Genomic DNA, 23,347 nt, shown 5'->3' with positions numbered 1-23,347 from the left:
GAACCCCTCGAACCCCTCGAACCCCTCGAACCCCTCGAACCCCTCTGCCCATCCAACCGATCGCTTTCTGAGCGAAGGGGATAGTGGAGATAAGGAAGCCAACATGCATAACCTTCCTCTCCCTAGCGCAAGATAACGAAATGAACGCCGATCGGCAGAAGGAGGATGTGGATGGCAGGCAAACAAGGAAAGAATCCGCAGGGTACGCAAACGAGCGGTTCTTTGCCCATGGCATCGGCTGAGGACGTCGAATTCTCGGAAGCGCTCGCCGACGAGGACGACCTGGAAGCCCGGCAACGGGCGGAGGAAGCGGACCGGAGAGCGGCCTCCTACGAGGGGGACTGAAACATGGAAATGCAGTCGATCCAAGCGAGATTTTCCAGCCAGGAGCAGGCGGAATCGGCCGTGCGCAAGCTGGCTTCCCTCCGCGGGGATTGCTTCCGGCTGGAGCGTGAGGGCGGATTTGCGCAAGCCGACGCTTCGGCTGGATCGTTCGACGCCGAAATGGCCGAGATGGACGCCCCCGTCGAGTCGTTCGGTTGGGCGAACGAGCCCGCCTCGGCCGGCGGGACCTCGTTCAGCCTGACGGCCCAAATCCCCGCCGAGGCCGCGGAGCAAGCCCGCAGCGTAATCTCCGCCGCCGGCGGAAAGATGCTGGGCTAGCCTCCGGAAGACAGGAGCGAAGCCGCGCGTCGCTCGGTTTTACCGGTCTGGAGGGTCAATGCGAGCGGGATGGGGCTTGAAAGGAACTCCGCCTGCGAAATCGGAATAGAAGGCCAAGGAAAGGCGTCAGCCCGCGGGGCTAACGCCTTTCTTCGTTTCGCCGCGAACGGCGACCCGAAAAATTGCAACCCGATACGAAATTTCGAACCTTACGGCCCGGCCTCCGGAAGGGATACAATCGCTTTAACGATTTGGAAGCACTTTCACCTTCACGCGCCAACCCGAAGAGGAGGTCCCGCCACCGTATGCCTGTATCCATGGACACCGACACCCGAGGACATCCGAATCCGGAATCGATCGCGTACGGCCGTCCGGACGCGGCGAAGCGCCGTCCGTTCCTTGCCAGGCTTTGGAATCAGCGCTACTTGCAAGCCATGGCGCTGCTCGGTCTCGTTTGGATGATCCTGTTCAATTACATCCCGATGTACGGATTGATCCTGGGGTTTAAGGATTACATCGGCATCGGCAGTCCGCTAGGCGCCCCTTGGGCAGGCTGGTCCCATTTTCGCGCGATCTTCGAAGACGACCAGATGAGCCAAGTGATCAAAAACACGCTGGGCATCAGTTTGATCAAACTGATCGTCGGCTTTCCGATTCCCATCCTATTCGCGTTGTTCCTGAACGAACTCCGTTCGATCCGGTTCAACCGGGTCGTCCAGACGATTTCCTATTTGCCGCACTTCCTCTCCTGGGTCATCCTCGGGGGGATCCTGACGGCCTGGCTGTCCGACGTCGGCATCGTGAACGACATCCTCATGGGCCTGCACTTGGTGAAGGAGCCGATTTTCTATCTGGGCGAGCCCCAATATTTTTGGACGATCGCCGTCGTCTCCGACGTCTGGAAGGAGTTCGGATGGGGCGCCATCATTTATATCGCCGCCATCGCCGGCATATCGCCGGAGCTGTACGAGGCCGCGACGATCGACGGTGCGGGCCGGTTCCAGAAAATGCGTTTCGTAACGCTGCCCGGCATCCGGGGCACCATTTCGATTCTGTTCATCCTGGCGGTCAGCGGGATCCTGAATTCGAACTTCGACCAGATCCTGGTCCTCAAAAACCAGGTGAACGAAAGCGCCAGCAACGTGATCGACGTCTACGTCTATCAAGTCGGCATTTCGCAAGGCCGGTTCTCGTATTCGACGGCGGTCGGCCTGGTCAAATCGGTCATCGCGCTGTTCCTGCTGCTCTTCGCGAATTCCGTGACGAAGCGCATCAACCAATCTTCCTTATTCTGAGCAAGGCGGTGATCCTTCTGTTAACCCGAAAACGCAGAACGCTGGGAGACGTCGCGTTCGACAACCTGAACGTGATCGGGATGCTCGTCATTTGCTTCGTTACGTTGTACCCGATTTGGTATGTCCTGGTCAACTCGTTCAACGACGGCCAGGACGCGATGAGCGGCGGCATCATTTACTGGGTTCCGAGAACGTTCAGCATCGAGAACTACACGACGGTGTTCCAAAACGCCGGGATCATGACCGCGATGGGCATCACGATCGCCAAAACCGTGCTCGGCACCGTCATCCACGTCTTTTTCACCGCCATGGTCGCCTACGCCTTTTCCCGCCGGGAACTGATCGGCCGCAACTTTTACATGATCGTCGGCACGGTCACCATGTTCTTCAACGGCGGCCTGATTCCCAATTTTCTGTGGATTCGGGATCTGGGCTTGCTCGACAGCTTCGGGGTCTATATTTATCCGGCCATGTTCAGCTTCTTCGATCTCGTCATCTTCCTGGCTTTCTTCCGGGAAATCCCGGATGGACTGGAGGAGGCGGCCAAAATCGACGGGGCCAACGATTTCTCGATTTTCGCGCGGATCGTCCTGCCGGTGTCCATGCCCGTCGTCGCGACCATCGCGCTGTTTCACGGCGTCTGGCAATGGAACGACTACTTCACCGGGCTTCTCTATACCAACAAAGAGGTGCTGCAGCCGATCCAGACGTTCTTATACCGCGTGATCGCCCAGTCCAGCTCGAACCAGATGGTGCAAGCCGTCGGAGGGGCGATCAACCGCCGGGTGACCGGGCAATCGCTCAAAATGGCTACGATGGTCATCACGACGTTCCCGATCGTCATCGCTTATCCCTTCTTGCAGAAATATTTCGTCAAAGGCCTCATGATCGGGTCGCTGAAGGGTTGATCCGCGAAAAAGGAAACGGTTTCACTTTTCCCGAGAGGGAGAATCTTATACAATTCTTGTCAAAGGGGTATGACCATGAGAAAATGGCTTTCCATCGCACTCGTCTTATCTCTCATGCTGGCCATCGCGGCTTGCTCCGGTTCCAAGAAGGAGCCCGCGGCCTCGGGCGGCAGCCCGGCGTCCAGCGAGCCTCCCGCATCCAGCGCCGGCGCCGACGCCAGCCTAAGCGCGTCGCCGGCGGCGGATGAGCCCGGTTGGAAATCGGACACGTCGCCGATCACGTTCGACTGGTACCTGAACTTCGCCTGGTTCCCGAACAAATGGGGCGTCGATCCGACCTCGCAATACGTCACCAAGAAAACCGGCGTCAACATCAACTTCATCGTCCCGGCCGGCAACGAGAACGAGAAGCTGAACGCCATGATCGCGGCGAACGACCTGCCGGACTTCATCACCCTCGGCTGGTGGGAAGAAGGCGTGAAGAAAATGGTCGAGGGCGGATTGGTGGAGTCGCTCACCGATCTCGCCAAAGAATACGACCCGTACTTCTTCAAAGTGGCCGACCCGGCCAAGCTGTCCTGGTACGCCGAGCCGGACGGCAAGACGTACATGTATCCGAACTCTTCCTCGTCGCCGAAAGATTACGAGAAATACGGTTCCAAGTTCCTCTCCAACCAGACGTTCGAAGTGCGCAAGGATATGTACGAAGCGCTGGGCAAACCGGACATGCGCACGCCGGAAGGGTTCCTGAACGCGCTGCGGATGGCCAAGGAGAAGTTCCCGCAGGTGAACGGCCAGCCGCTCATCCCGATCGGATTCCATGAATTCGGCGACGTCGGCAACTATTCCTTCATCGATATGTCGCAGGATTCCTCCTACCTGTCGAGTTTTCTCGCGCTTCCCCGCGAGAAGGACGGCAAGCTGTACGACCGCCTGACGGATCCCGAATTCGTCAGATGGCTGAAGGTGTTCCGCCAAGCGAACCAGGAAGGCTTGATCTCCAAAGACGTCTTCGTCGACAAGCGGGCCCAGATGGAGGAGAAAATCGCGCAAGGCCGCTACTTCGCGATGCTGTACCAGCGCACCGATTTCGCGGCGCAGCAGAACGTATTGTACGCCAACGATCCGAACTCGGTCTACATCGCGGTAGACGGCCCGGCGAACGCCAATTTGGATCCGCCGACGCTGACGGGACCGGCGATCTCCGGCTGGACGGTCACGCTGATCTCCAAGAAAGTCAAAGACAAGGAGCGGGCGATCAAGTTCCTGTCTTACCTGATCAGCGAAGAAGGCCAGAAAGACCTGTACTTGGGCGAGAAGGGCGTGTCCTACGACACGATCGACGGCAAGGATCAATTCCTGCCGGAAGTGCTGAAGCTGCGGGACACGGACCGTTCCGCGTTCGACAAGAAATACGGCTCCTCCCTGACGTTCTGGATGCAGCAGGATACGAACATGATCCTGCAATGGCAGCCGCCTTCGGTCGAACCGTTCAAGCAATTGGAGGACTGGACCCTCGGCAAGACGAAGAGCTATTCCGAATTCGACTTGATCAATCCGCCGGCGAACTCCAAGGAAGGCATCGCCTTGACGAAGATCGCGAACGAGTGGGGCAAGGCGCTGCCGAAGCTGCTGCTCGCCAAGTCGGACGCGGACTTCGACCAGATCATGGCCGATTTCATCGCCAAACGCGACAAGCTCGGCTACGCCGACGTCCAGGCGTTCCGCCAGAAGAAGTACGAGGAAAACATCAAAAAGCTGGCCGAATTCATGAAATAACCGCCGCCCGCGCGGCATTCGCGAAAAAACCCAGGTCAACTGGGTTTTTTCGGGCGTTTTCGGGGACCTGTTCCGGCGGCCTGCGGCAGGATGCATTCACAGTTTACTCGGAGAAACGGATGTGACGAAACATGCGGAGATTCCGGATCGGCGCCTTCGAACGATGGGGTTACCGGCTCGAGCAGCTGACGCTGCAGCAAAGGCTGGTCACGGCCTACATCTTGATCCTGCTCATTCCGAGCGTTCTGATCTCCCTGTACATTTTCCGCGGGCTCACCGGCAACACGATCGAGGAGCTGAAGAAGAACAGCCTGAATTCGCTCGAGATCGAACAGATCCATATCAAAAACAACATGGAAACGATGAAACGGGCCGCCCAGTTGGCCACGATCCAGGAGATCAAGGACTATCTGTCCCAGCCCGACGAACCGACGGTGCCGGAGTTGATCGACATCGATACGATCCGGATGCAGGACATCCTGCGCCTGCAGTATAACAATCCGAGCCTCGAGCTGATCCGGCTGTACATGAGCAACCCGAACACGTACGAGATATGGCCGGTGTTCCTTTATGAGAGGCGGATCCGGCAAGATCCTTGGTATGGGCCCGTCATGGAGGCGGCGGGCATGGACGTCTGGGCGTTCAGCCGCGAAAAACGGGACGTGATGCAGAACCGGCTCAGCGTGGAAGAGGACCGAAGGCCCCGGATTTCGTTGTACCGGGAAGTACAGAATCCGCAGAGCACCCACGTCGGGGTGCTTGAAGTCGACATGCTGCTGGACCAGTTTTTCCCGAATACGTTTAACCCCCTGGAGGAAGAACAAGCCCAGATGGTCGTGCTGGACCGGGAGGGGAATTTATTCCGCCACCCCGGCAGCGGATTTCTCGATCGCGCCGGGCTGACCGACGAGGTGCTGCAGCAGCAATTTACCGCGATTTCGGCTTCGGCGGAGGGCACGGGCAGCTTCGATTTCCGGCTGGGGGGCAGCCAGTTTCTGGCCGTGTACGAATCGATCGATCCGCTGCAAGCTTACATGGTCAAAGTGGTATCGCTCGACCATGTATACTCCGACATCAACCGGACCCGCAACCGGATTCTGCTGGCCTTCGTCATCCTGCTCGCCATCTTGACGCTGGCGACGTATTTCATCAACGCGATCATCCTGAAAAAGCTGCATGCGCTGACCGATTCCGTGAAGAAAGTGCGGCAGGGGGATTTCGATATCGACCTGGACATCCGCGGAGGAGGCGAGGTCGGGGAGCTGGCCCACCATTTCCGCAAAATGCTGCGGAAAATGAACGAACTGATCGCCGAAGCGGTCGGCAAGCAGGCGGCGGCCAAGGAAACCGAGCTGGCGGCGCTGAAAAACCAGATCGACTCCCATTTTCTCTATAACACGCTGGAGAACATCAAAATGATGGCCGAAGTGCACGATCACAGGGACATTTCCGACGCTTTGACTTCCCTGGGAGGCATGCTGCGCTACAATATGCGCTGGAACGGCGATTACGTCCGCTTGTGCGACGAGCTCAGCCACATCGCTAATTACGTCAACATCGCGAACATCCGCTTCGACCGTCAGGTGACGCTCGTGACGGAGATCCCCGAAGCTTTGATGGAGCAGGAGCTGCTCAAGATGTCGCTGCAGCCGATCGTGGAAAATTCCGTGAAGCACGGGATGGGGAACCGGGACCTCACCATCGAGATCCGGGCCGAAGTGTCGGGAAGCGAACTGGTGCTGTCCATTACCGACGACGGAGTGGGCATGGCGGACGGGCAAACGGAAGCGCTGAACCGCCGTTTTCAGCCGGACGGCCGGCCGGAAGCGGGGGAGAGCGCGACTCCGAAAGGAAGCGGCATCGGGCTCGCGAACGTGCAGCACCGCGTCCGGATGCATTACGGCAAGGAATACGGCTTGTCGGTCAGCAGCGAGGAAGGCCTGTTTACCCGGGTAACGCTGCGGCTGCCGTATCTCACCATGGAAGGGAGGGCGATCGCGCATGCGAACGCTGCTCGTCGCGGATGACGAAAAGAATATCCGGCTGGGACTGAAAGCCATGATCGAACGGGAATTTCCCGGGCGATACCGCGTCCTGCTCGCGGGCGACGGCAAACAGGCGCTCTCGCTGTGCGGGGAGGAGCACCCGGAAGTCGTCATCACGGATATCCGCATGCCGGAAATGGACGGGATCGAGCTGATCCGGGAGCTGAGCGCGAAGCCGGACGTTCCTGCCTTGCTGATCTTGAGCGGGTACGACGATTTCGCGTACGCGAAGGAAGCGATCCGGCACAAGGTGCGGGAATACTTGCTCAAGCCGATCGTACGGGAGGATCTGTTCGCGGCGCTGAACCGGATCGAAGCCGACCTCGAGCGGGAAGAGGCCGTCCACAGCCGGCTGGAAGCGACCGAACGTTATCGCGAGGGCATGCAGCTCAGCACGCTCCGTTATGTGTGGACCAGTCCCGGCGTTTCCCCCGGGGAAGCCGAAGCCAAGTGCCGCGACGCCGGATTGGACCGGTTCGGCTCCTCTTATTACGTGGGCATTTTGGACGCGCCGGGGCATCAGCGGAATTTGATCCGGGGAAAGCAGTATTTGCGGGGGAAAAGGCGGGACGGCGACTGGCTCGCGTTCGAGAGCGAGGACGGCCGGCTGTGCGTGTTGACCGCCGACCCGGAGCTGTTCGAAGAAATGACGGCGGATTTGTCCTCAACGAACGGAGCGGCCGGCACGTACGCGGCCGGACTCAGCGGGGAAGGCCGCTCGCTGGCCGAGATAAGGGCCAAGTACGAGGAAGCGTGCCATGCGCTCAAATACCGCGTGCTGCTCGGCCCTCCGGAATCCGCGCTGATCCGGTACGATGCCGTGCGGGACCGCGGCCGCTCCCGCCGGGTGCCGGAAGAGACGGTCCGCAAGCTGGCCAACATGCTGGGAACCGGACGGGACAAAGAGATGAAGGCGCTGCTGCTGGAGCTGCTGGGGCCGGAGGCCGCGGCGGAGGCGGATATCGGATACTTGGAAGAAGCGTGCCGTCTGCTTAACGAATGGGTGTTCGACCAGGCTTTCCGCACCTATGGCGAGGCTTCGGTCGAAGTGCTCAAAACGTACCGTTTGGCCGGCAGCCTCTACCATTTTCCGCACGTCCGGGATTATCTCCATGCCGTGGAAGGGCTGCTGTACGCCTTGGACGAGTACGTCCGGGATTTGAAGTCGGTCCATGACGACCAGAACGAAATGGCCCGCGCGCTCGCCTACATCCACGCCAACTTCGACAAAGATCTGACCATGGCGGTGGTGTCGAACCACGTCTCCTTGAACTATTCCTATTTCAGCGAGCGGTTCAAGGAATACACCGGCGAGAGCTTCACGAACTATTTGAAGAAAGTCCGGATCGGCAAGGCGAAAGAGCTGCTGGCGCAGACGAACGACCGGGTATACGAGATCAGCCGCAAGGTCGGTTTCGACAATCCGAAGCAGTTCAACCGGGTGTTCCGGGAAAGCGAAGGCATCACGGCGATGGAATTCCGGCAGAAGCAGCCGGCCGCCCGTTTTTTGCCTAGCGGAAACGATAACGTGTATAATGGAGGCTGATGAACGGGCCGGAGAAGGCGCGGCCGGGCGGAAGGGGTTCGCAAACTTTGCGGTGGCATGAAATCACGGTAACGGCGCTGGAGCCGTCCCAGGAAATGGTCTCGCACTACTTATACGAATACGGCGCGGCCGGCGTGTCGGTGGAAGAATCGTGGACGGAGGACAAACCGAGGGATACGTCGCTCGGACAATGGTACGACAAGCCGCTCAACGATATCCGTCCCGGCTATGCGGAAATCAAAGGCTATTTCACCGAGGATACGGAAATCGAAGCGGTGCTGACGCTGCTGAAGAAGGCGGTCGCCGAGCTCCCGCAGTACGGATATGACGCGGGGGAAGCGACGTTCTCTATGGCGGAAGTCCAGGATGAGGATTGGGCGGACGCCTGGAAAAAATATTTCAAACCTCTTCGCGTGTCGGAGCGGCTGACGATCAAGCCGACGTGGGAGGAGTATACGCCCCGCGAAGGGGAAGTGATCATCGAGCTCGACCCGGGCATGGCGTTCGGCACCGGCACCCACCCGACGACGGCGCTCTGCCTGCGGACGCTGGAAGGCGCGATCCGCGGCGGCGAGACGGCGATCGACGTCGGCACGGGCTCCGGCATTCTCGCGATCGGCGCCGTGAAGCTCGGCGCGTCCCGCGTGCTGGCGCTCGACCTGGACCCGATCGCCGTGACGAGCGCGACGGAGAACATCAAGCTGAACGGCCTGTCGGACGCGATCGAAGTCCGCCGCAGCGACCTGCTCGGCGTGCTGAACGACGAAGCGGGAGCTCCCGCGACCGCGGTGAAGCCGCCCGTCGATCTCGTCGTGGCGAACATTTTGGCGGAGATCATCCTGCTCTTCATCGCGGACGTGATGGAAGTGCTCAAGCCGGGCGGCATCTATATCGCATCCGGCATTTACAAGAACAAGGAAGAGGATGTCGAGGCTGGCCTCCTGGCGGCCGGGTTCGAGATCATCGACCGCGTCCGCCAGGAAGATTGGGTCGCCTTCGTGGCGGGCAAGCCGAAGGAGGATGAAGAAGGCGCATGAGCCATCTGCTCGGAATCCCGCTGGAGGAACTGCCCTTCTTCGTCCTGGCGTTCGTCGCCGGCCTGACCGTTCACGAATTCGCTCACGCCTGGACGGCGTGGAAGCTCGGCGACGACACCGCGTACCGGGAAGGACGGGTGACGCTCAACCCGTTCGCCCATCTGAGCTGGCTGGGCATCCTCTTTTTCCTGATCGCCCACTTCGGATGGGCCAAACCGGTGCCCGTCCGGCGCAGCAATTTCCGCCGTCCGCGTCTCATGACGATGCTGGTGACGGCGGCGGGACCGGTGAGCAATTTGCTGCTGGCTTTCCTGGGCGTATTGACGGTTCATATCTTGATCGCGGCCGACGTTCACATGTCCCAGGCGGGCATCGATACCTTCAATACTTTCATGGAGTATTGGCTTCGATACAACATGGTCTTATTCTTATTCAATCTCATTCCTCTTCCGCCTCTGGACGGATACCGCATCGTGGAAGAGTTCATGCCGCTGCACGTCCGCATCAAGGCGATGCAGTACGAGCAGTGGAGCACGTTCATTTTCCTGCTCATCGTCTTCATCCCGCCGTTGTCGGCGGTGACGATCGGTCCGCTGTTTTCGCTCGCGAGCCCGATCGTGCACGGCATGGATACGCTGCTTTCGCACCTGTTCGGGGCACGGCCGTCGCCGACGCTGGCGTGACGCCGTTCGGTCCGCCGCCGGGAAACGCTGGCAAGCGGTGGCGAAACCGCGCGGAACGAGGTATGATGATGGTTGGACAACGTTCGGGAGGCTTGGCGCGTCATGCAGCGATATTTCATACCGGCGGAGCAGATGACGGAGACGGCCGTTACGCTGACGGGCGAGGATGCCCGGCATTTGGGCTCCGTCATGCGGGCGAAGCCCGGCGACACGTTCATCGCCTGCGACGGACGCGGGCGGGACGTGCTGGCGAAGGTCACGGCCGTCGGTCGGGATGCAATCGAGGCTGACGTCGTGCAAGTGCTGGATTCGTCTGCCGAGATGGCCTGGAAGGTCACGGTGGCCCAAAGCCTGCCGAAAGGCGACAAGCTGGAAACGGTGATCCAAAAAGGCACGGAAGCGGGGGCGTACGCGTTTCAACCGTACCTGTCCCGGCGCACCGTGGTGCAATACGACGAACGCAAGGAAGCGAAGCGGCTGGACCGTTGGCGCAAAATCGCCAAGGAAGCCGCCGAGCAGAGCCATCGCAGCGCCGTTCCGGACGTGCGTCCGGTCTGCGGATGGAAAGAGCTGATCCGGTCGATGGCCGGATACGATCTGGTCCTGCTGTGTTACGAAGAAGAAGGCCGGGCCGGAACCGGGCTGCGGGGAACGCTGTCCGGGTTCCGGAACGAATGGGATCCGGCGCGGGGACAGCCGAACGTGCTGCTCGCCGTCGGTCCCGAAGGCGGCTTCGCCCCGGAAGAGGCCGAGGAAGCCGCCGCCTCGGGCGCCGTGCCCGCGGGGCTCGGCAAGCGCATTTTCAGAACGGAAACGGCAGCGTTGTACGCGCTCGCGTGCCTCGCGTACGAATCCGGAGAGCTGGGAGGAGAAGCACGTGCCTAGCGTGGCATTTTACACTTTGGGCTGCAAAGTCAACTTCTACGATACGGAAGCGATGTGGCAGCTGTTCAAAAACGAAGGCTACGAGCAGGTCGATTTCGAAACGACGACCGCCGATGTGTATATTATCAATACTTGCACCGTGACCAACACGGGCGACAAGAAAAGCCGGCAGATCATCCGCCGCGCCGTCCGCCGCAACCCGGACGCGGTCATCGCCGTCACGGGCTGCTACGCCCAGACGTCGCCCGCCGAAATCATGGCGATTCCGGGCGTCGATCTGGTCGTGGGCACGCAGGACCGGGACAAGCTGATGTCGTTCGTCCGCCAAATCCAGGACGAGCGCAAGCCGGTGAACGCCGTGCGCAACATCATGAAAACCCGCGAGTTCGAGGAGCTGGACGTGCCGAATTTCGCGGACCATACGCGGGCGTTCCTGAAAATCCAGGAAGGCTGCAACAATTTCTGCACGTTCTGCATCATCCCCTGGTCGCGCGGACTGTCCCGCAGCCGCAAGCCGGAAAGCGTGCTGAACCAAGCCCGCCAGCTGGTCCGGTCCGGCTACAAGGAAATCGTGCTGACCGGCATCCATACGGGCGGTTACGGAGACGATCTCGAGAACTACCGGCTGGCGAACCTGCTGGAGGACTTGGACAAAATCGAAGGCCTGGAGCGCATCCGGATCAGCTCCATCGAAGCGAGCCAGATCGACGACGCGATGATCCGCGTGCTGAACTCGTCGCCGAAAATGTGCCGCCATCTGCACATTCCGCTGCAAGCCGGGGACGACGAGATTTTGAAGCGGATGCGCCGCAAGTACACGACGGCCGAATTCGCGGAGAAAATCGCGAAAATCCGCGAAGCGATGCCCGGCGTGGCGATCACGACGGATGTTATCGTCGGCTTTCCGGGCGAGACGGAAGCGCATTTCGAAAACGGCTTCCGGTTCATGCAGCGGGTCGGATTTTCGGAAATGCACGTGTTCCCGTATTCCAAGCGGACCGGCACGCCCGCCGCGCGCATGGAGGACCAGGTGGACGAGGAGGTCAAGCACGAGCGCGTGCATAAACTGATCGACTTGTCCGAGAAGATGCAGCTCTCCTATGCCAAGGAATGGGTCGGCCGCGAGCTCGTCGTCATTCCCGAGGGAGACCCGAAGGGCACGAAGGGAGCCGGATGGGTGTCGGGCCATGCCGACAACTACCTGAACGTCGTGTTCCGCGGCGACGAATCGCTGCGAGGCAAGCTGTGCCGCGTCCGGATCACCGAGCCCGGCGTGAACGATTGCCGGGGAGAACTGCTGGGCGTGGAGGAAGATAGCCCGGCCGTGGCGCTGCGGGCTTGAAGATTCATCGGTTCGAAAAAGATTTCATCCGCCGGACGGGTGGAATCTTTTTTTAGAAGCCCTACCATAAAAGGAGAGAGAAGCCATGAAGGAAGTCGCCGCGGGAGGCGTCGTGTACCGGAAGAAGGACGGCGCCGTCGAGATTCAGCTGATCGAGGACCGATTCGGCAAAATCACGCTGGCCAAAGGCAGGATGGAAGCCGGCGAAACGACGGAACAGACCGCGCTGCGGGAAATCGCCGAGGAAACGGGCATCGAGGGCCGGATCGTGGAGCCGCTGGCTTTGATCCGGTATACATACGAATCGGCGGACCGGGGCGCGATCGACAAAGAGGTGCACTATTACCTCGTGGAAGCGGACGGCGGCTCGCTGAAGGCGCAAGTCGAGGAAATATCCGGCGTGGCATGGCATCCGCCCTTGGAGGCGTGGAGGCTGCAGCTCGCCTCCGGCTACGACAATAACCGCGAGGTGCTGGCCAAAGCGCTCGCCGCGCTCGGGATCGCGACGGATCCCGCGCTTTGATGTCCGGCCGCCGAGGCGGCAGAGAACCCGAAAGGTGTGAACGACGCATGTCGAACCAACCCCGCGCGGTGCTGACCCGCACCCGCCGTCCCCGGCTGGAGCAGGGGCATCCTTGGGTATACGCCAACGAAATCGAGCGTTGGGAAGGCGAGCCCGAACCGGGCGGATTGGCCCAGCTCGTCGACGCCAAGGGGAAATTCCTGGCGGTCGGGTACGTGAACCCGTTCTCGCAAATCGCGGTCCGGGTCGTCTCCTATACGCCGCTGGAGGCGATGGACGCGGCTTTTTTCCGGAGCCGCTTCGAGCGTTGCGCGGCGTTCCGCAGCCGGTTCGTCGGGGACGCGGTGTCGTGCCGTCTCGTCTACGGGGAAGCGGATTTCTTGCCGGGCCTCATCGTGGACCGCTTCAGCGACGTGCTGGTCGTGCAGGTGCTGACGCTGGGCATGGAGAAAACCCGGGACGTCTGGCTTCCCGCGCTGATCGAGGTATTCCGCCCCGCAGGCGTCTATGAGCGGAGCGACGTCGGCGTCCGGACGCTGGAAGGGCTGGAGGAACGGAAGGGCGTCCTGTACGGGGAATGCCCGCGTTACGTCGAAATCGAAGAGAACGGGCTGAGCCTCGAGGTGGATATCGAAGGCGGGCAGAAAACCGGTTACTTCCATGATCAGAGGGAAAACCGCGCCTCGATCGCGCCTTTGATGAAAGGCTGGGGGGCGAGAAGCGGCATCCGCCTGGAGGAGCGGGAGACGGAGCGGGGACGGGAGACCGTGCCGGTGAACCCCAACGGGAAGGTCGTGACGTTCCCCTACTGGGACGGGGCGACCGTGCTGGAGTGCTTCGCGCATACCGGCAGCTTTACGCTGCATGCTTGCCGATACGGCGCCAAGAAAGTAACCTGCCTGGACGTATCGGCGCACGCCATCGAGACGGCGAGGCGGAACGTGGAGCGCAACGGGTTCTCGGACCGCGTCGAGTTCGTCGTCCAAGACGCGTTCGAGTACTTGCGGAGCCAGGTGGCGGGCCGGGAAGAGCGGGCCGCGCGGGCCGGGGGCAAAGAAGCGGCGGGCGCGCAGGGCAAGGGGAAGGTCGACACCTCGAAGCCGTTGACGTCGGAGGGACGGACCTGGGACGTCATCATCCTGGACCCGCCGGCGTTCGCCAAGACGAAGAAAGCGGTAGCCGGCGCCTGCCGGGGGTACAAGGACATCAACCTGCACGCCATGAAGCTGCTCAATGAAGGCGGCTATCTGGTGACCGCCAGCTGCTCGTTCCACGTCCGGCCGGACCTGTTCCTGGAGACGATCCAGGAAGCGGCCCGCGACGCGGGCAAGACGCTGCGCCTGATCGAGTGGCGGGGAGCCGGCCGCGACCATCCGCGCCTGGCGGGCGTGGAGGAAGGCCACTATTTGAAGTTCGGCGTTTTCGAGGTCCGCAGCCGGACGGAGTTGTGAGCTTTCGACCACCCCCTTATTTCGACCACCCCCTTATTTCGACCACCCCCTAAGTCCCCCTCCTCCAGGAGGGGGATTCCGAGGCGCTGCGCCCTCTGGACACCCGCATGACGTCAAAGGCGCGTTTCAGGCACGTTGGCGGGTATGCGGACGGGCGATAATCTAAACGGTGTCCGCTGTTGCGGCGGTGCAAAAAACCAGGCCTCCCGTAATGGCGGTCTGGTTTTTTCAATCGAGGTTGTTCCTCTTGTGCACCATTCCTTTGGCGTATGTTACGGTGCCAGGGTTTTTCGCTTTACCGCTTGTTCGATTCGTTTAAGTAGAATACACTCCGGGCCCCCGCTTGCTTCGCCACGGCCAATACGCGAGCGGCAGCGCCGCGATCGAGCACGCGGCGTTGAAGATCGTCTGGGCGTGGGCGATCTGGGCGGACGGGTCTCCGGGGGACAACATCGCCGCGGCGCCTTGCAGCAGCGGCATCAGCGGCAGGAAGAGGAGCGCGCCGGCCACGTTGAGCGCCAGCTGGGTGAGCGCCACGAACCGGCCGCCCGGACCGCCGCCGAGGGAGGCCACAAGGCCGGTGAAGCAAGTGCCGACGTTGGCGCCGAGCACGACGGCGATGCCGGCCTCCGGAGACATCGCGCCGGTGCCGGCGGCCGCCATGCCCATGCCGATGACGGCGGAGCTGGAGTGGACGATCGCGGTAAGCGCGGCGCCGCCCAGCAAGCCGACGAGCGGATGGTCCGCCGCCGTATCCATCAGCGACACGAAAAGGTCGCTTTGCTGCAGCACGCTCCCCATCCCGAGCAGGATTTCGAATCCGATCAGCAAAAAGCCGAATCCCGCGAGCGCGACGGATCCGTAGCGGAGCGGCACCAAGGATCCCCTCGGCGCCGCTCCGTTTGTCCCCATTTCCGCTTTCACCGCCGTCCATAGCCATCCGGTGAAGGCTGCCGCCAGCAAGGCCCAGCCGTATCGGTGCAGCTGCAGGCTCATGATCTCCGTCGTCAGGGTCGTCCCGACGTTCGTCCCCAGGATGATGCCGAAGCTGCGGGAAAAATCGATCCACCCCGCGTTGACGAAGCCGATGGTCAGCACGGTGACCGCGGTGCTGCTTTGCAGGGAAGCCGACGCGGCCGTGCCGAACAGAAAACCGCGGAGCGGCGTAGACGTCGCGGTCTGCAGCCACGAAGCCAGCCGGTTGCCCGCCCATCTCGTGAGCGCGGCTTCCGTCAGCTTCATGCCGCCGATCAGCAGGGCGAATCCGACGACCGAAAACAACACCAGTTTGAGCGCCATTCGGCATATCCCGCCTTTCCTTGTCCTATCCAAGCCTATGACCGGCATGGACAAGACATGAATGCCGACCGGGATTCCCGGTAACCGCGAACGTCTGTGCGCATGGACGCGGGTATGGTACAATGGCAGGGACGAGTTTAACGGGGAGGGACACGGATGTCGCTGAGGCTCGTAACCGGCCGCTCCGGCAGCGGCAAAACCCGGTTTTGCCTGGATGAGATCCGGGACCGGCTGCGCGGGGATCCGCTCGGTCCGCCGCTTTTGCTCATCGTGCCGGAGCAAGCCACGTTCCAGGCGGAGCGGGCGATGGCGGGGACGCCCGGCATTCCGGGATTCCTGCGCGCGCAGGTGCTCAGCTTCCGCCGGTTGGCGTTCCGGATTTTGCAGGAAACGGGCGGACTCGCCGTCGTTCCGATCCATGAGAACGGCAAAGCGATGCTGTTACATAAAATTTTGGAAAACCGCCGGGGCGAGCTTCGCCTATTCCGGGGAGGCCCCTCGGAAAACGGGCTGATCGCCCGGATCAACGAACTGTTGACGGAGTGGAAGCGCTACGCGCTCCCTCCGGGCCGGATGGCGGAAACCGCGGGAAGTCCGGATGTGCGCGGGCAGAAACAGCTGCCGCTTCTGGCCGACAAGCTGCACGATCTGGCTTTGGTGTATGGGGACATGGAGCAGGAGCTGGCCGGCCGATGGATGGACGGGGAAGACATGCTGGCCCGGCTCGCCGAAGGCGCCGCGGCTTCGGCGTGGCTGGCCGAGGCGGAAATATGGCTGGACGGGTTTCACGGCTTCACCCCGGGGGAGCTTGCCGTCGTGGAAGCGCTGATGCGGCGGTCCGTCCGGGTGACGGCGGCGCTTTGCGTCGACCGGCCTTACGGCGCCGGCGAGAAGCCGGACGAGCTGCTGACGTTCCATCCCGCGGCGGAAACCTCGGCCAAGCTCTGCGAATTGGCTCAATCGGCCGGCATTCCGATCGAGCCGGCGGTCGTATTGACCCCGGAAACGAACCCCCGTTTTTCCGGCAATCCCGTTTTGGCGTTTCTGGAGAGCCGGTGGGAATCGAGGTCCGCGGTTTGGCCGGGAGACCCGGCGGCATTGCGGCCGGATGCGCCCGGATGCGGCTTGTCCCTGCACGCCGCGTCGAATCGGCGGGCCGAAGCGGAAGCGGCCGCCCGCGACATGCTGCGGCAAGTGCGCGAAGAAGGACGGCGCTGGCGGGATCTCGCCGTGTTCGTCCGGGGCGTGGACGATTATGCCGATCTGCTGTCCGCGGTGTTGAACGATTACGGGATTCCCTTTTATTTGGACGGCAAAGCCGCCGTCTCCCATCATCCGCTCGTCGAACTCGTCCGTTCCGCGCTCGAGTGTGTAACGGGCGGCTGGAAAGCCGATGCCGTGTTCCGCTGCGCCAAGACGGATCTCTTGGGCGTACCCGGGCAGCGTCCGAGCCGCGACGACGTCGACCGCCTGGAAAATTACGCGCTGGCCGCGGGTATCGAGGGCTGGCGTTGGCATGACGACCGGATGTGGCGTCCGCTCTCCCGGGGAGACCTGGAGGACGAGGAACCGGCTCCGGAGGAGACCGAAACCCGGATGAACCGCCTGCTTTCGGTGCGGGACGCGCTGCTGGGCCCCCTCCGGGCGCTGGAAGAACGGCTCAAAAAGGCCGGTTCCGTCCGCGGCATGTGCGAAGCGGTATACCGGTTCCTGGAGGAGACGGGCGCCGCCGACCGGCTGGAGCGGTTCGCGGCGGCGGATGCCGCCGCGGGCCGGCCCGGACGGGCCGCCATGCATCGGCCGCTGTGGGACGGGGTCATGAATTTGCTCGATCAGCTGGTCGAATTGACGGGCAGCTTGACGATGGACGCCGCCCTGTTCGCCGGCATGATCGATGCCGGCCTGGAAGAGCTGAAGCTCGGAGCGGTGCCGCCTTCCTTGGACGCGGTTTTGGTCGGCAGTCCGGAACGGACGAGGTCGGACCGGCTCAAAATCGTCTATTTTCTCGGAGTCAACGACGGCGTGCTGCCGAAACGGATCCCGGAAAACGGTTTGTTATCGGAGCAGGAACGGGAATGGCTGGCGGACGCCGGTCTGGCGATGGCCCCCGGGGCAAGACGGAGGTTGTTGGACGAAAATTTCCTGGCCTATCTCGCGTTCACGACGCCGTCCGATCATTTATGGATTTCGTGGCCGCTCGCGGACGACGAAGGTTCGGGCTTGCTTCCATCCGAATGGATCGGGCGGTTGAAGCGCCGGTTTCCGGGTATCCCGGTGCGGTCCGAGGCGCTGGAACCGGCCGCGGGGGAATCCGAGGAAGCCCAGCTCGCATACGCGGTCCATCCGGGCCGGGCGCTGACGCATCTCCTCGGCCGGCTGCGGATGCTGCGTCTGGGGGAGCGCCCGGCGGCGGGCTGGTGGTCGGTCCATAACTGGCTGTCCGAACGGGCGGAGTGGCGGGACAAGCACCGCCGCTTGCTTGCTTCCTTGACCTATACGAACGAGGAAAGGCCGCTTTCCCCCGAAACGAGCCTCCTGCTGTACGGGGACCGGCTGCGGGCCAGCGTGTCGCGGATCGAACGTTTCGTGGCCTGCCCGTTCCGGCATTTCGCCTCGCACGGCCTGCGCTTGAGGGAACGGCAGCTGTACCGGGTCGACGCGCCGGACATCGGGCAGCTGTTCCACGCCGCGCTTCGCCAGACGACGGAGAAGCTGCTGGCGCCCGGCATTTTGGCGGCGGACTCGTCCGACTGGCAGCGGGAAGCCGCCGCCGCGGTCGAACGGCTGCTGCCCCGCGTCCAATCGCGGATTTTGCTGTCCTCCCGCCGCCACGAGGTGATGGCGCGCAAGCTCCGCGACATCGTGGCGCAAGCTTCCGCCATGCTCGGCGAACAAGCGCGGGTGTCGGATTTCCGGCCGGTCGGCCTCGAGCTCGGCTTCGGCCCGGACGCGCCGCTTCCGCCGCTGACCCTGGATCTCGGCGGCGGGCGGGCGATGGAAATCGCGGGCCGAATCGACCGCGTCGACGCGGCCGAGACGCCGGAGGGGCTGCTGCTGCGGATCATGGATTACAAATCCGGCGCCGTGAAGCTGAAGCTGGACGAAGTGGCGCACGGCTTGTCGCTCCAAATGCTCGCTTACCTGGACGTCGTCGTGACGAGCGCCCCGCATTGGCTGGGCAGGCCGGCCAAACCCGCCGGCGTGCTGTATTTCCATGTGCGCAACCCTTTGATTCCGACGACGAACGGCATGTCGAAGGAGGAGGCGCAAGCGGCCATGCTGCGGCAGTTCCGGATGCAGGGGCTGCTGCTCGCCGACGGCGACGCGGTGAAGCGGATGGACGTGACGCTGGAGCGGAATCCCAAATCCGCGGTCGTGCCCGTCGAATTCAAGAAAGACGGCACGTTCTCGGCGCGTTCGCAAGTGGCCGACAAGGACCAGTGGGACGTGCTCCGCTCGTCCGTGCGGGGCCAAATCCGCAAAATCGGCAAGCGGATCGTGTCCGGCGACGTGGCGATCGCCCCGTACCGGATGGAGCGGCGCAGTCCGTGCCAGTTTTGCGAATACCGGCCGGTCTGCCAATTCGATCCGCAGCTGGACGGCAACGCCTATCAAGTGCTGGCCAAGCCGGGCAGCCGCGAAGAAGTGTGGCATAAGCTCGCCCGCGCGGCGGAAGGGAGGGAGCCGGAATGACCCGGCAATCGGAACATTGGCCCGCGAAGCCGGCCGGCAGCCGGTGGACGGACGAGCAGTGGGCCGCGATCGCGGCGGACGGCTCCCATCTGCTCGTGGCCGCCGCGGCCGGCTCCGGCAAAACGGCGGTGCTCGTCGAGCGGATCATCCGGCGGATCGCCGATCCGGAGCGGCCTTTGAGCGTGGATTCGCTGCTTGTCGCCACTTTCACCAAGGCCGCCGCGGCCGAAATGAAGGAGCGGATCCGCCACGCGCTGGAAGAAGCGCTGGAGCGTTCGCCGGAGTCCCGCCATCTGGCGCGGCAGCTGGCGTTGCTGCCGAGGGCGGCGATCACGACGCTGCACTCCTTCTGCTTGGAGGTGGTGGAACGGTATGCGCCGCTTATCGGCCTGGACCCGGGCTTCCGCATCGCGAACGAAACGGAAGCCGAACTGCTCCGCATGGACACGTTGGACGAGCTTTTCGAAGAGACGTACGGACGGGAAGGCGAGAACGGGCCGCTCGCGCGGCTGGCCGACCGTTTCGGGGGAGAACGGAGCGACGAGCCGCTGCACCGTTTGGTGTTGGAACTGCACGAATTCGCGAGCAGCCATCCGTGGCCGGAATTTTGGCTGAAGGAGATGGCCGGCCGATTCCGGGTGTCGGACGCTTCGGAGTTGCTGCGCTCCCTCTGGGTCCGAAGCTTGCTCGGAGACGCCAGGCTGCAGCTGCAGGGCGCGTCGTATATGCTGCAAGCGGGCGTTCGCCTATGCGGGGATCCGGGCGGACCGTCGCCCTACGAAGAGACGCTCCGGGAAGACCTCCAGACGGTCGGCGGACTGCTGGCGGCGCTCGAATCCGACTCCTGGTCGGCCTGGAAGGAAGCGTTCGCTGCCTGTTCTTTCGGACGATTAAAGCCTTGCCGCGGCGAGGATTACGATCCTGACATGCAGGAGCGGGTCAAAGGATACCGCGACGCCGCCAAGAAAATCGTGGCCAAGCTGTCCGAAGAATGGCTGGTCCGATCGCCCGAGCGCTATGCCGAGGAGATGCGCGGGCTGGCGCCGGACATGGAGACGCTGGCGGACCTCGCGATCTCGTTCGGCGAACGGTACGAAACCGCCAAGCGGGCGAAAGGGCTGCTCGATTTCGGGGACCTGGAGCATTACGCGCTCCGTATCCTGAGGGCGCCGGAGTCGACGCCGGAACGCAGCGTTCCTTCCGCGGCGGCCGAAGATTTCCGCAACCGATTTTCCGAAATCTACTTGGACGAATACCAGGATACGAACGAAGTCCAGGAAGCGATCGTCTCGCTGATCGCCCGCGGCGATCCCGGCAACGTGTTCATGGTCGGCGACGTGAAACAGAGCATTTACCGGTTCCGTCTGGCGGAGCCCGGGCTTTTCATGCGGAAGTACCGAACCTACGACGTGTGGGGGGAAGGAACGTCCGGGGACGGCGGGCCCGCGGAGGGGCTCCGCATCGACCTGGCGCGCAATTTCCGCAGCCGCCGCGAAATTCTCCAGGCGGTCAACCACGTGTTTCGCCTGATCATGCACGAACCCGTCGGGGAAATGGATTACGACGCGCGGGCGGAACTGGTCTACGGAGAAGGTTATCCGGAAGGCGCGGATGTCCAGGGTTCCCCTGCGGCTTCGGCAAACGGACCGGGCTCGGCCGAAGGTCCGTTATCCGGCGGAGGCGGCGTGGAGTTGATCGTGCTGGAATCGACTCCTTCTCCGGAAATTGCCTCAGACGTGCCGAAGGAGGAGGAAGACGCCGGCGTCGAATCGGCCTCGGAGGAAACGGAGGAGCTGGAATCGGCTCAGCTTGAGGCGCGATGCGCGGCGGCGGAAATCCGCAGGCTGGTAGAGGGCGAAGAAGGCCGTCCGCCTTTCGCCGTGTACGACGGCAAAAGCGGCCTATACCGTCCGGTCCAGTACCGGGATATCGTCATCTTGCTTCGCGCGGCCGGGGCGCTTGCGCCCGCCTGGCTGGAAGAGCTGAAGGCGGCGGGCATTCCCGCCTACGCGGAACTCGCATCCGGCTATTTCGCCGCGACCGAGGTGGATGTCATGCTGTCCCTGCTCTCGGTCATCGACAATCCGCGGCAAGACATCCCGCTGGCCGGCGTCCTTCGCTCCCCGATCGTGGGCTTAAGCGCGGACGATCTGGCCGCGATCCGGCTGTGCGACCGCCGGGGCGAATTTTGGGACGCCGTCCGGGCGGCGGCGAAAAGCGAAGACGTGCCGGAGCGTCTGCGGAGCATCGCGGCCGCTTTCACGGCCAAGCTCGCGGAATGGCGGGAGTTCGCCAGGAGGGAGCCGCTCGGCGATCTGCTGTGGACGTTGTACCGCGATACGGGCTATTACGATTTCGTCGGCGGGATGCCTGGAGGCACGCAGCGCCAGGCGAATTTGCGGGCGCTGGTGGACCGGGCGCTGGCTTTCGAACGTTCGTCCCGGTTCCGGGGGCTGTTCCGTTTTCTGCGCTTTCTGGGCCGGATGCGGGACACCGGAGCCGATCTCGGCGCGGCTCGCGCGCTGGGCGAAGGGGAGAACGTCGTCCGGATCCTATCCATCCATAAGAGCAAGGGGCTGGAGTTCCCGGTCGTGTTCGTGGCCGGAATCGGCCGCGGCTTCAACATGCGGGATTTGAACGGCCCGTTTCTCAAGCACAAGACGCTCGGCTTCGGCCCCCGCATGGTGGAAACGGAAACCCGCGTGACGTATCCGACGCTTCCGCAGCTGGCTATCCGCAGGCGGCTGGCAGCCGAAATGCTGGCAGAGGAAATGCGGGTGCTATACGTCGCGCTGACGCGCCCCAAGGAAAGGCTGATTCTGATCGGCACCGTCAAGGATGCCGCCAAAGCATGGGACCGCTGGCGCGAAACGGCGTCGCTGTCGGACGGCCGGCTGCCCGATTTCGCCGCTGCATCGGCTTCCTGTTATTTGGACTGGCTCGGCCCCGCGGCCGTGCTGACCGGTACGAGAGGGAACGGATCGGCATCGGCGGATCCGATTCGACCGGGTGTGCCAAACGGGGACCCGGCGGCATGGCAGCTCCGCGTCGTTTCGGCCGCGGCATTCACCCGGCAAGCGGCGGCAGCCCGGGAGACGTTGGCGGAGGAAGACGCCGTCTGGAACGCGGTCGTGAGCGGGGAACGGGTCGATCTCCCGGAAAGTCCGGCAGGCGAATGGGTCCGTTCCGTGCTCTCCTGGCGGTATCCGCATGAACAAGCCGCGCGTTCGGCGGCCAAAACGTCGATCACCGCCTGGAAAACGCGACTGGCCGAAGCGGAATGGCTCGCTGCGGCGCCTTCCGCGCCGACGGGATGGGACGAAGAATCGGACGGCCGGGCGGATGCGGAAGGCTGGGAAGCCGATGCGGAGCGGGCTTCCGGGAACTCGGCGGATGCGGCGGCGCCGACTCCGCCGGCTGAAGCCGGAAGCGGCGCAGCGGGCGAAGCCGTCGCCGATTCGGCTTCTCCGGTGCTCACGTTCCGCCTGAGGCGGCCTCGTTTTCTGGCTGAACACCAGCTGACGCCGGCCGAGCGCGGCACCGCCTTCCATATGGTGATGCAACATCTTCCCCTGCGGATCGGTTTAGAAGCGGACGGCATAACGGAGCTCTTGGACGGAATGGTGGAAAAACGGCTCTTGACCCCGCAGCAGCGTGCCGCCGTCGATCCGGGGGAAATCGCCGCGTTTTGCCGGACCCCGCTTTTCGCGAGAATGTGCGGCGCGGACCGGGTATGGCGGGAGGTTCCTTTTACGTACGGCATTCCGGCGGGAGACGTGTACGGCGGGCTTGCGGGAGAGGACGCCGGGGACCTGGTGATCATCCAGGGCGTCGTGGACTGCCTTTTCTCCGAGAACGGGGGGCTGGTGCTGGTGGATTACAAGACGGACCGGCTGCGGGGCGGCCGTCCGGAGGAAGCGGCGGAGAAGCATCGCTTCCAAGTCGGGAAGTACGCGGAAGCCGTGGGAACCATCTTGGGACTGCCGGTGAGGGAAGCCTACGTGTTTTTCTTCGAAGGCGGTCATGCGGTAAAGCTGCTTTAGGCGGCGTTTCGGCAGCGCGGATGCGGAGGATTGCAGGTGCGCCCTGCGTTCGTACTCCTCTTGGTTGTCGAAGCCGTTTTTGCTTTGGTTTTGGGGGCGCCCCTTACGCATTCGCCGAAAAGTGAAGATGGCCTGCGAAGCGATTTCCGATTGCT

General features: G+C 62.8%; 16 protein-coding genes. 15 read left to right on the top strand and 1 reads right to left on the bottom strand.

The window, feature by feature from the left end; translation table 11 throughout:
- The first annotated feature begins 171 nt into the window (after positions 1–171).
- From PTZ19_RS15680 to PTZ19_RS15620, 13 genes are all read left to right on the top strand, one after another.
- The gene (locus PTZ19_RS15680) at positions 172–345 is read left to right on the top strand and encodes a YfhD family protein (RefSeq protein ID WP_276356009.1); all 174 of its coding nucleotides are present in this window, start codon (positions 172–174) and stop codon (positions 343–345) included.
- 3 nt (positions 346–348) lie between these two features.
- Positions 349–663: a hypothetical protein gene (locus PTZ19_RS15675; protein WP_276356008.1), complete on the top strand. Its 315-nt coding sequence runs from the start codon at positions 349–351 to the stop codon at positions 661–663.
- A gap of 305 nt (positions 664–968) precedes the next feature.
- Positions 969–1,958 carry an ABC transporter permease gene (locus tag PTZ19_RS15670; RefSeq protein WP_276356007.1) on the top strand — a complete coding sequence of 330 codons (990 nt, stop codon included), beginning with the start codon at positions 969–971 and terminating at the stop codon, positions 1,956–1,958.
- Positions 1,959–1,975: 17 nt separating this feature from the next.
- Positions 1,976–2,866 carry a carbohydrate ABC transporter permease gene (locus PTZ19_RS15665; protein WP_276356017.1) on the top strand — a complete coding sequence of 297 codons (891 nt, stop codon included), beginning with the start codon at positions 1,976–1,978 and terminating at the stop codon, positions 2,864–2,866.
- 75 nt (positions 2,867–2,941) lie between these two features.
- The gene (locus tag PTZ19_RS15660) at positions 2,942–4,645 is read left to right on the top strand and encodes an extracellular solute-binding protein (protein ID WP_276356006.1); all 1,704 of its coding nucleotides are present in this window, start codon (positions 2,942–2,944) and stop codon (positions 4,643–4,645) included.
- Positions 4,646–4,776: 131 nt separating this feature from the next.
- The gene (locus PTZ19_RS15655; protein WP_276356005.1) at positions 4,777–6,672 is read left to right on the top strand and encodes a cache domain-containing sensor histidine kinase; all 1,896 of its coding nucleotides are present in this window, start codon (positions 4,777–4,779) and stop codon (positions 6,670–6,672) included.
- Positions 6,647–8,236, top strand: a complete 1,590-nt coding sequence (locus PTZ19_RS15650) for a response regulator (RefSeq protein ID WP_276356004.1) — start codon at positions 6,647–6,649, stop codon at positions 8,234–8,236. The genes PTZ19_RS15655 and PTZ19_RS15650 overlap by 26 nt, the downstream gene beginning before the upstream one ends.
- A 47-nt stretch (positions 8,237–8,283) precedes the next feature.
- Positions 8,284–9,273 carry a 50S ribosomal protein L11 methyltransferase gene (prmA, locus tag PTZ19_RS15645; protein WP_276356003.1) on the top strand — a complete coding sequence of 330 codons (990 nt, stop codon included), beginning with the start codon at positions 8,284–8,286 and terminating at the stop codon, positions 9,271–9,273.
- Positions 9,270–9,956, top strand: a complete 687-nt coding sequence (locus PTZ19_RS15640) for a site-2 protease family protein (protein ID WP_276356002.1) — start codon at positions 9,270–9,272, stop codon at positions 9,954–9,956. Before prmA ends, PTZ19_RS15640 begins: the two co-directional genes overlap by 4 nt.
- 102 nt (positions 9,957–10,058) lie before the next feature.
- Positions 10,059–10,841 carry an RsmE family RNA methyltransferase gene (locus tag PTZ19_RS15635; RefSeq protein ID WP_276356016.1) on the top strand — a complete coding sequence of 261 codons (783 nt, stop codon included), beginning with the start codon at positions 10,059–10,061 and terminating at the stop codon, positions 10,839–10,841.
- Positions 10,834–12,183 carry a tRNA (N(6)-L-threonylcarbamoyladenosine(37)-C(2))-methylthiotransferase MtaB gene (gene mtaB, locus PTZ19_RS15630; protein WP_276356001.1) on the top strand — a complete coding sequence of 450 codons (1,350 nt, stop codon included), beginning with the start codon at positions 10,834–10,836 and terminating at the stop codon, positions 12,181–12,183. The genes PTZ19_RS15635 and mtaB overlap by 8 nt, the downstream gene beginning before the upstream one ends.
- A gap of 85 nt (positions 12,184–12,268) precedes the next feature.
- On the top strand, positions 12,269–12,706 hold the full coding sequence (locus PTZ19_RS15625; protein ID WP_276356000.1) for an NUDIX hydrolase: 438 nt from the start codon (positions 12,269–12,271) through the stop codon (positions 12,704–12,706).
- Positions 12,707–12,753: 47 nt separating this feature from the next.
- On the top strand, positions 12,754–14,157 hold the full coding sequence (locus PTZ19_RS15620; RefSeq protein ID WP_276355999.1) for a class I SAM-dependent rRNA methyltransferase: 1,404 nt from the start codon (positions 12,754–12,756) through the stop codon (positions 14,155–14,157).
- 315 nt (positions 14,158–14,472) lie between these two features.
- Here the strand turns inward: PTZ19_RS15620 and PTZ19_RS15615 are convergent, their stop codons facing one another.
- Entirely contained in the window at positions 14,473–15,456 is a 984-nt protein-coding gene (locus tag PTZ19_RS15615) for a Na/Pi cotransporter family protein (RefSeq protein ID WP_276355998.1), read from the bottom strand.
- Positions 15,457–15,612: 156 nt separating this feature from the next.
- On the opposite strand from PTZ19_RS15615, the gene addB reads away from it, so the two are divergent.
- Together addB and PTZ19_RS15605 are read left to right on the top strand one after the other, a co-directional pair.
- Complete coding sequence (gene addB, locus PTZ19_RS15610; protein WP_276355997.1) at positions 15,613–19,149, top strand: helicase-exonuclease AddAB subunit AddB; 3,537 nt, start codon at positions 15,613–15,615, stop codon at positions 19,147–19,149.
- Complete coding sequence (locus PTZ19_RS15605) at positions 19,146–23,192, top strand: UvrD-helicase domain-containing protein (protein ID WP_276355996.1); 4,047 nt, start codon at positions 19,146–19,148, stop codon at positions 23,190–23,192. The genes addB and PTZ19_RS15605 overlap by 4 nt, the downstream gene beginning before the upstream one ends.
- Positions 23,193–23,347: the final 155 nt, after the last annotated feature.

The organism is Cohnella caldifontis, assembly GCF_029360585.1.
Lineage (GTDB): Bacteria > Bacillota > Bacilli > Paenibacillales > Paenibacillaceae > Cohnella > Cohnella caldifontis.
This window is presented reverse-complemented; position numbering and strand designations above follow the sequence as displayed.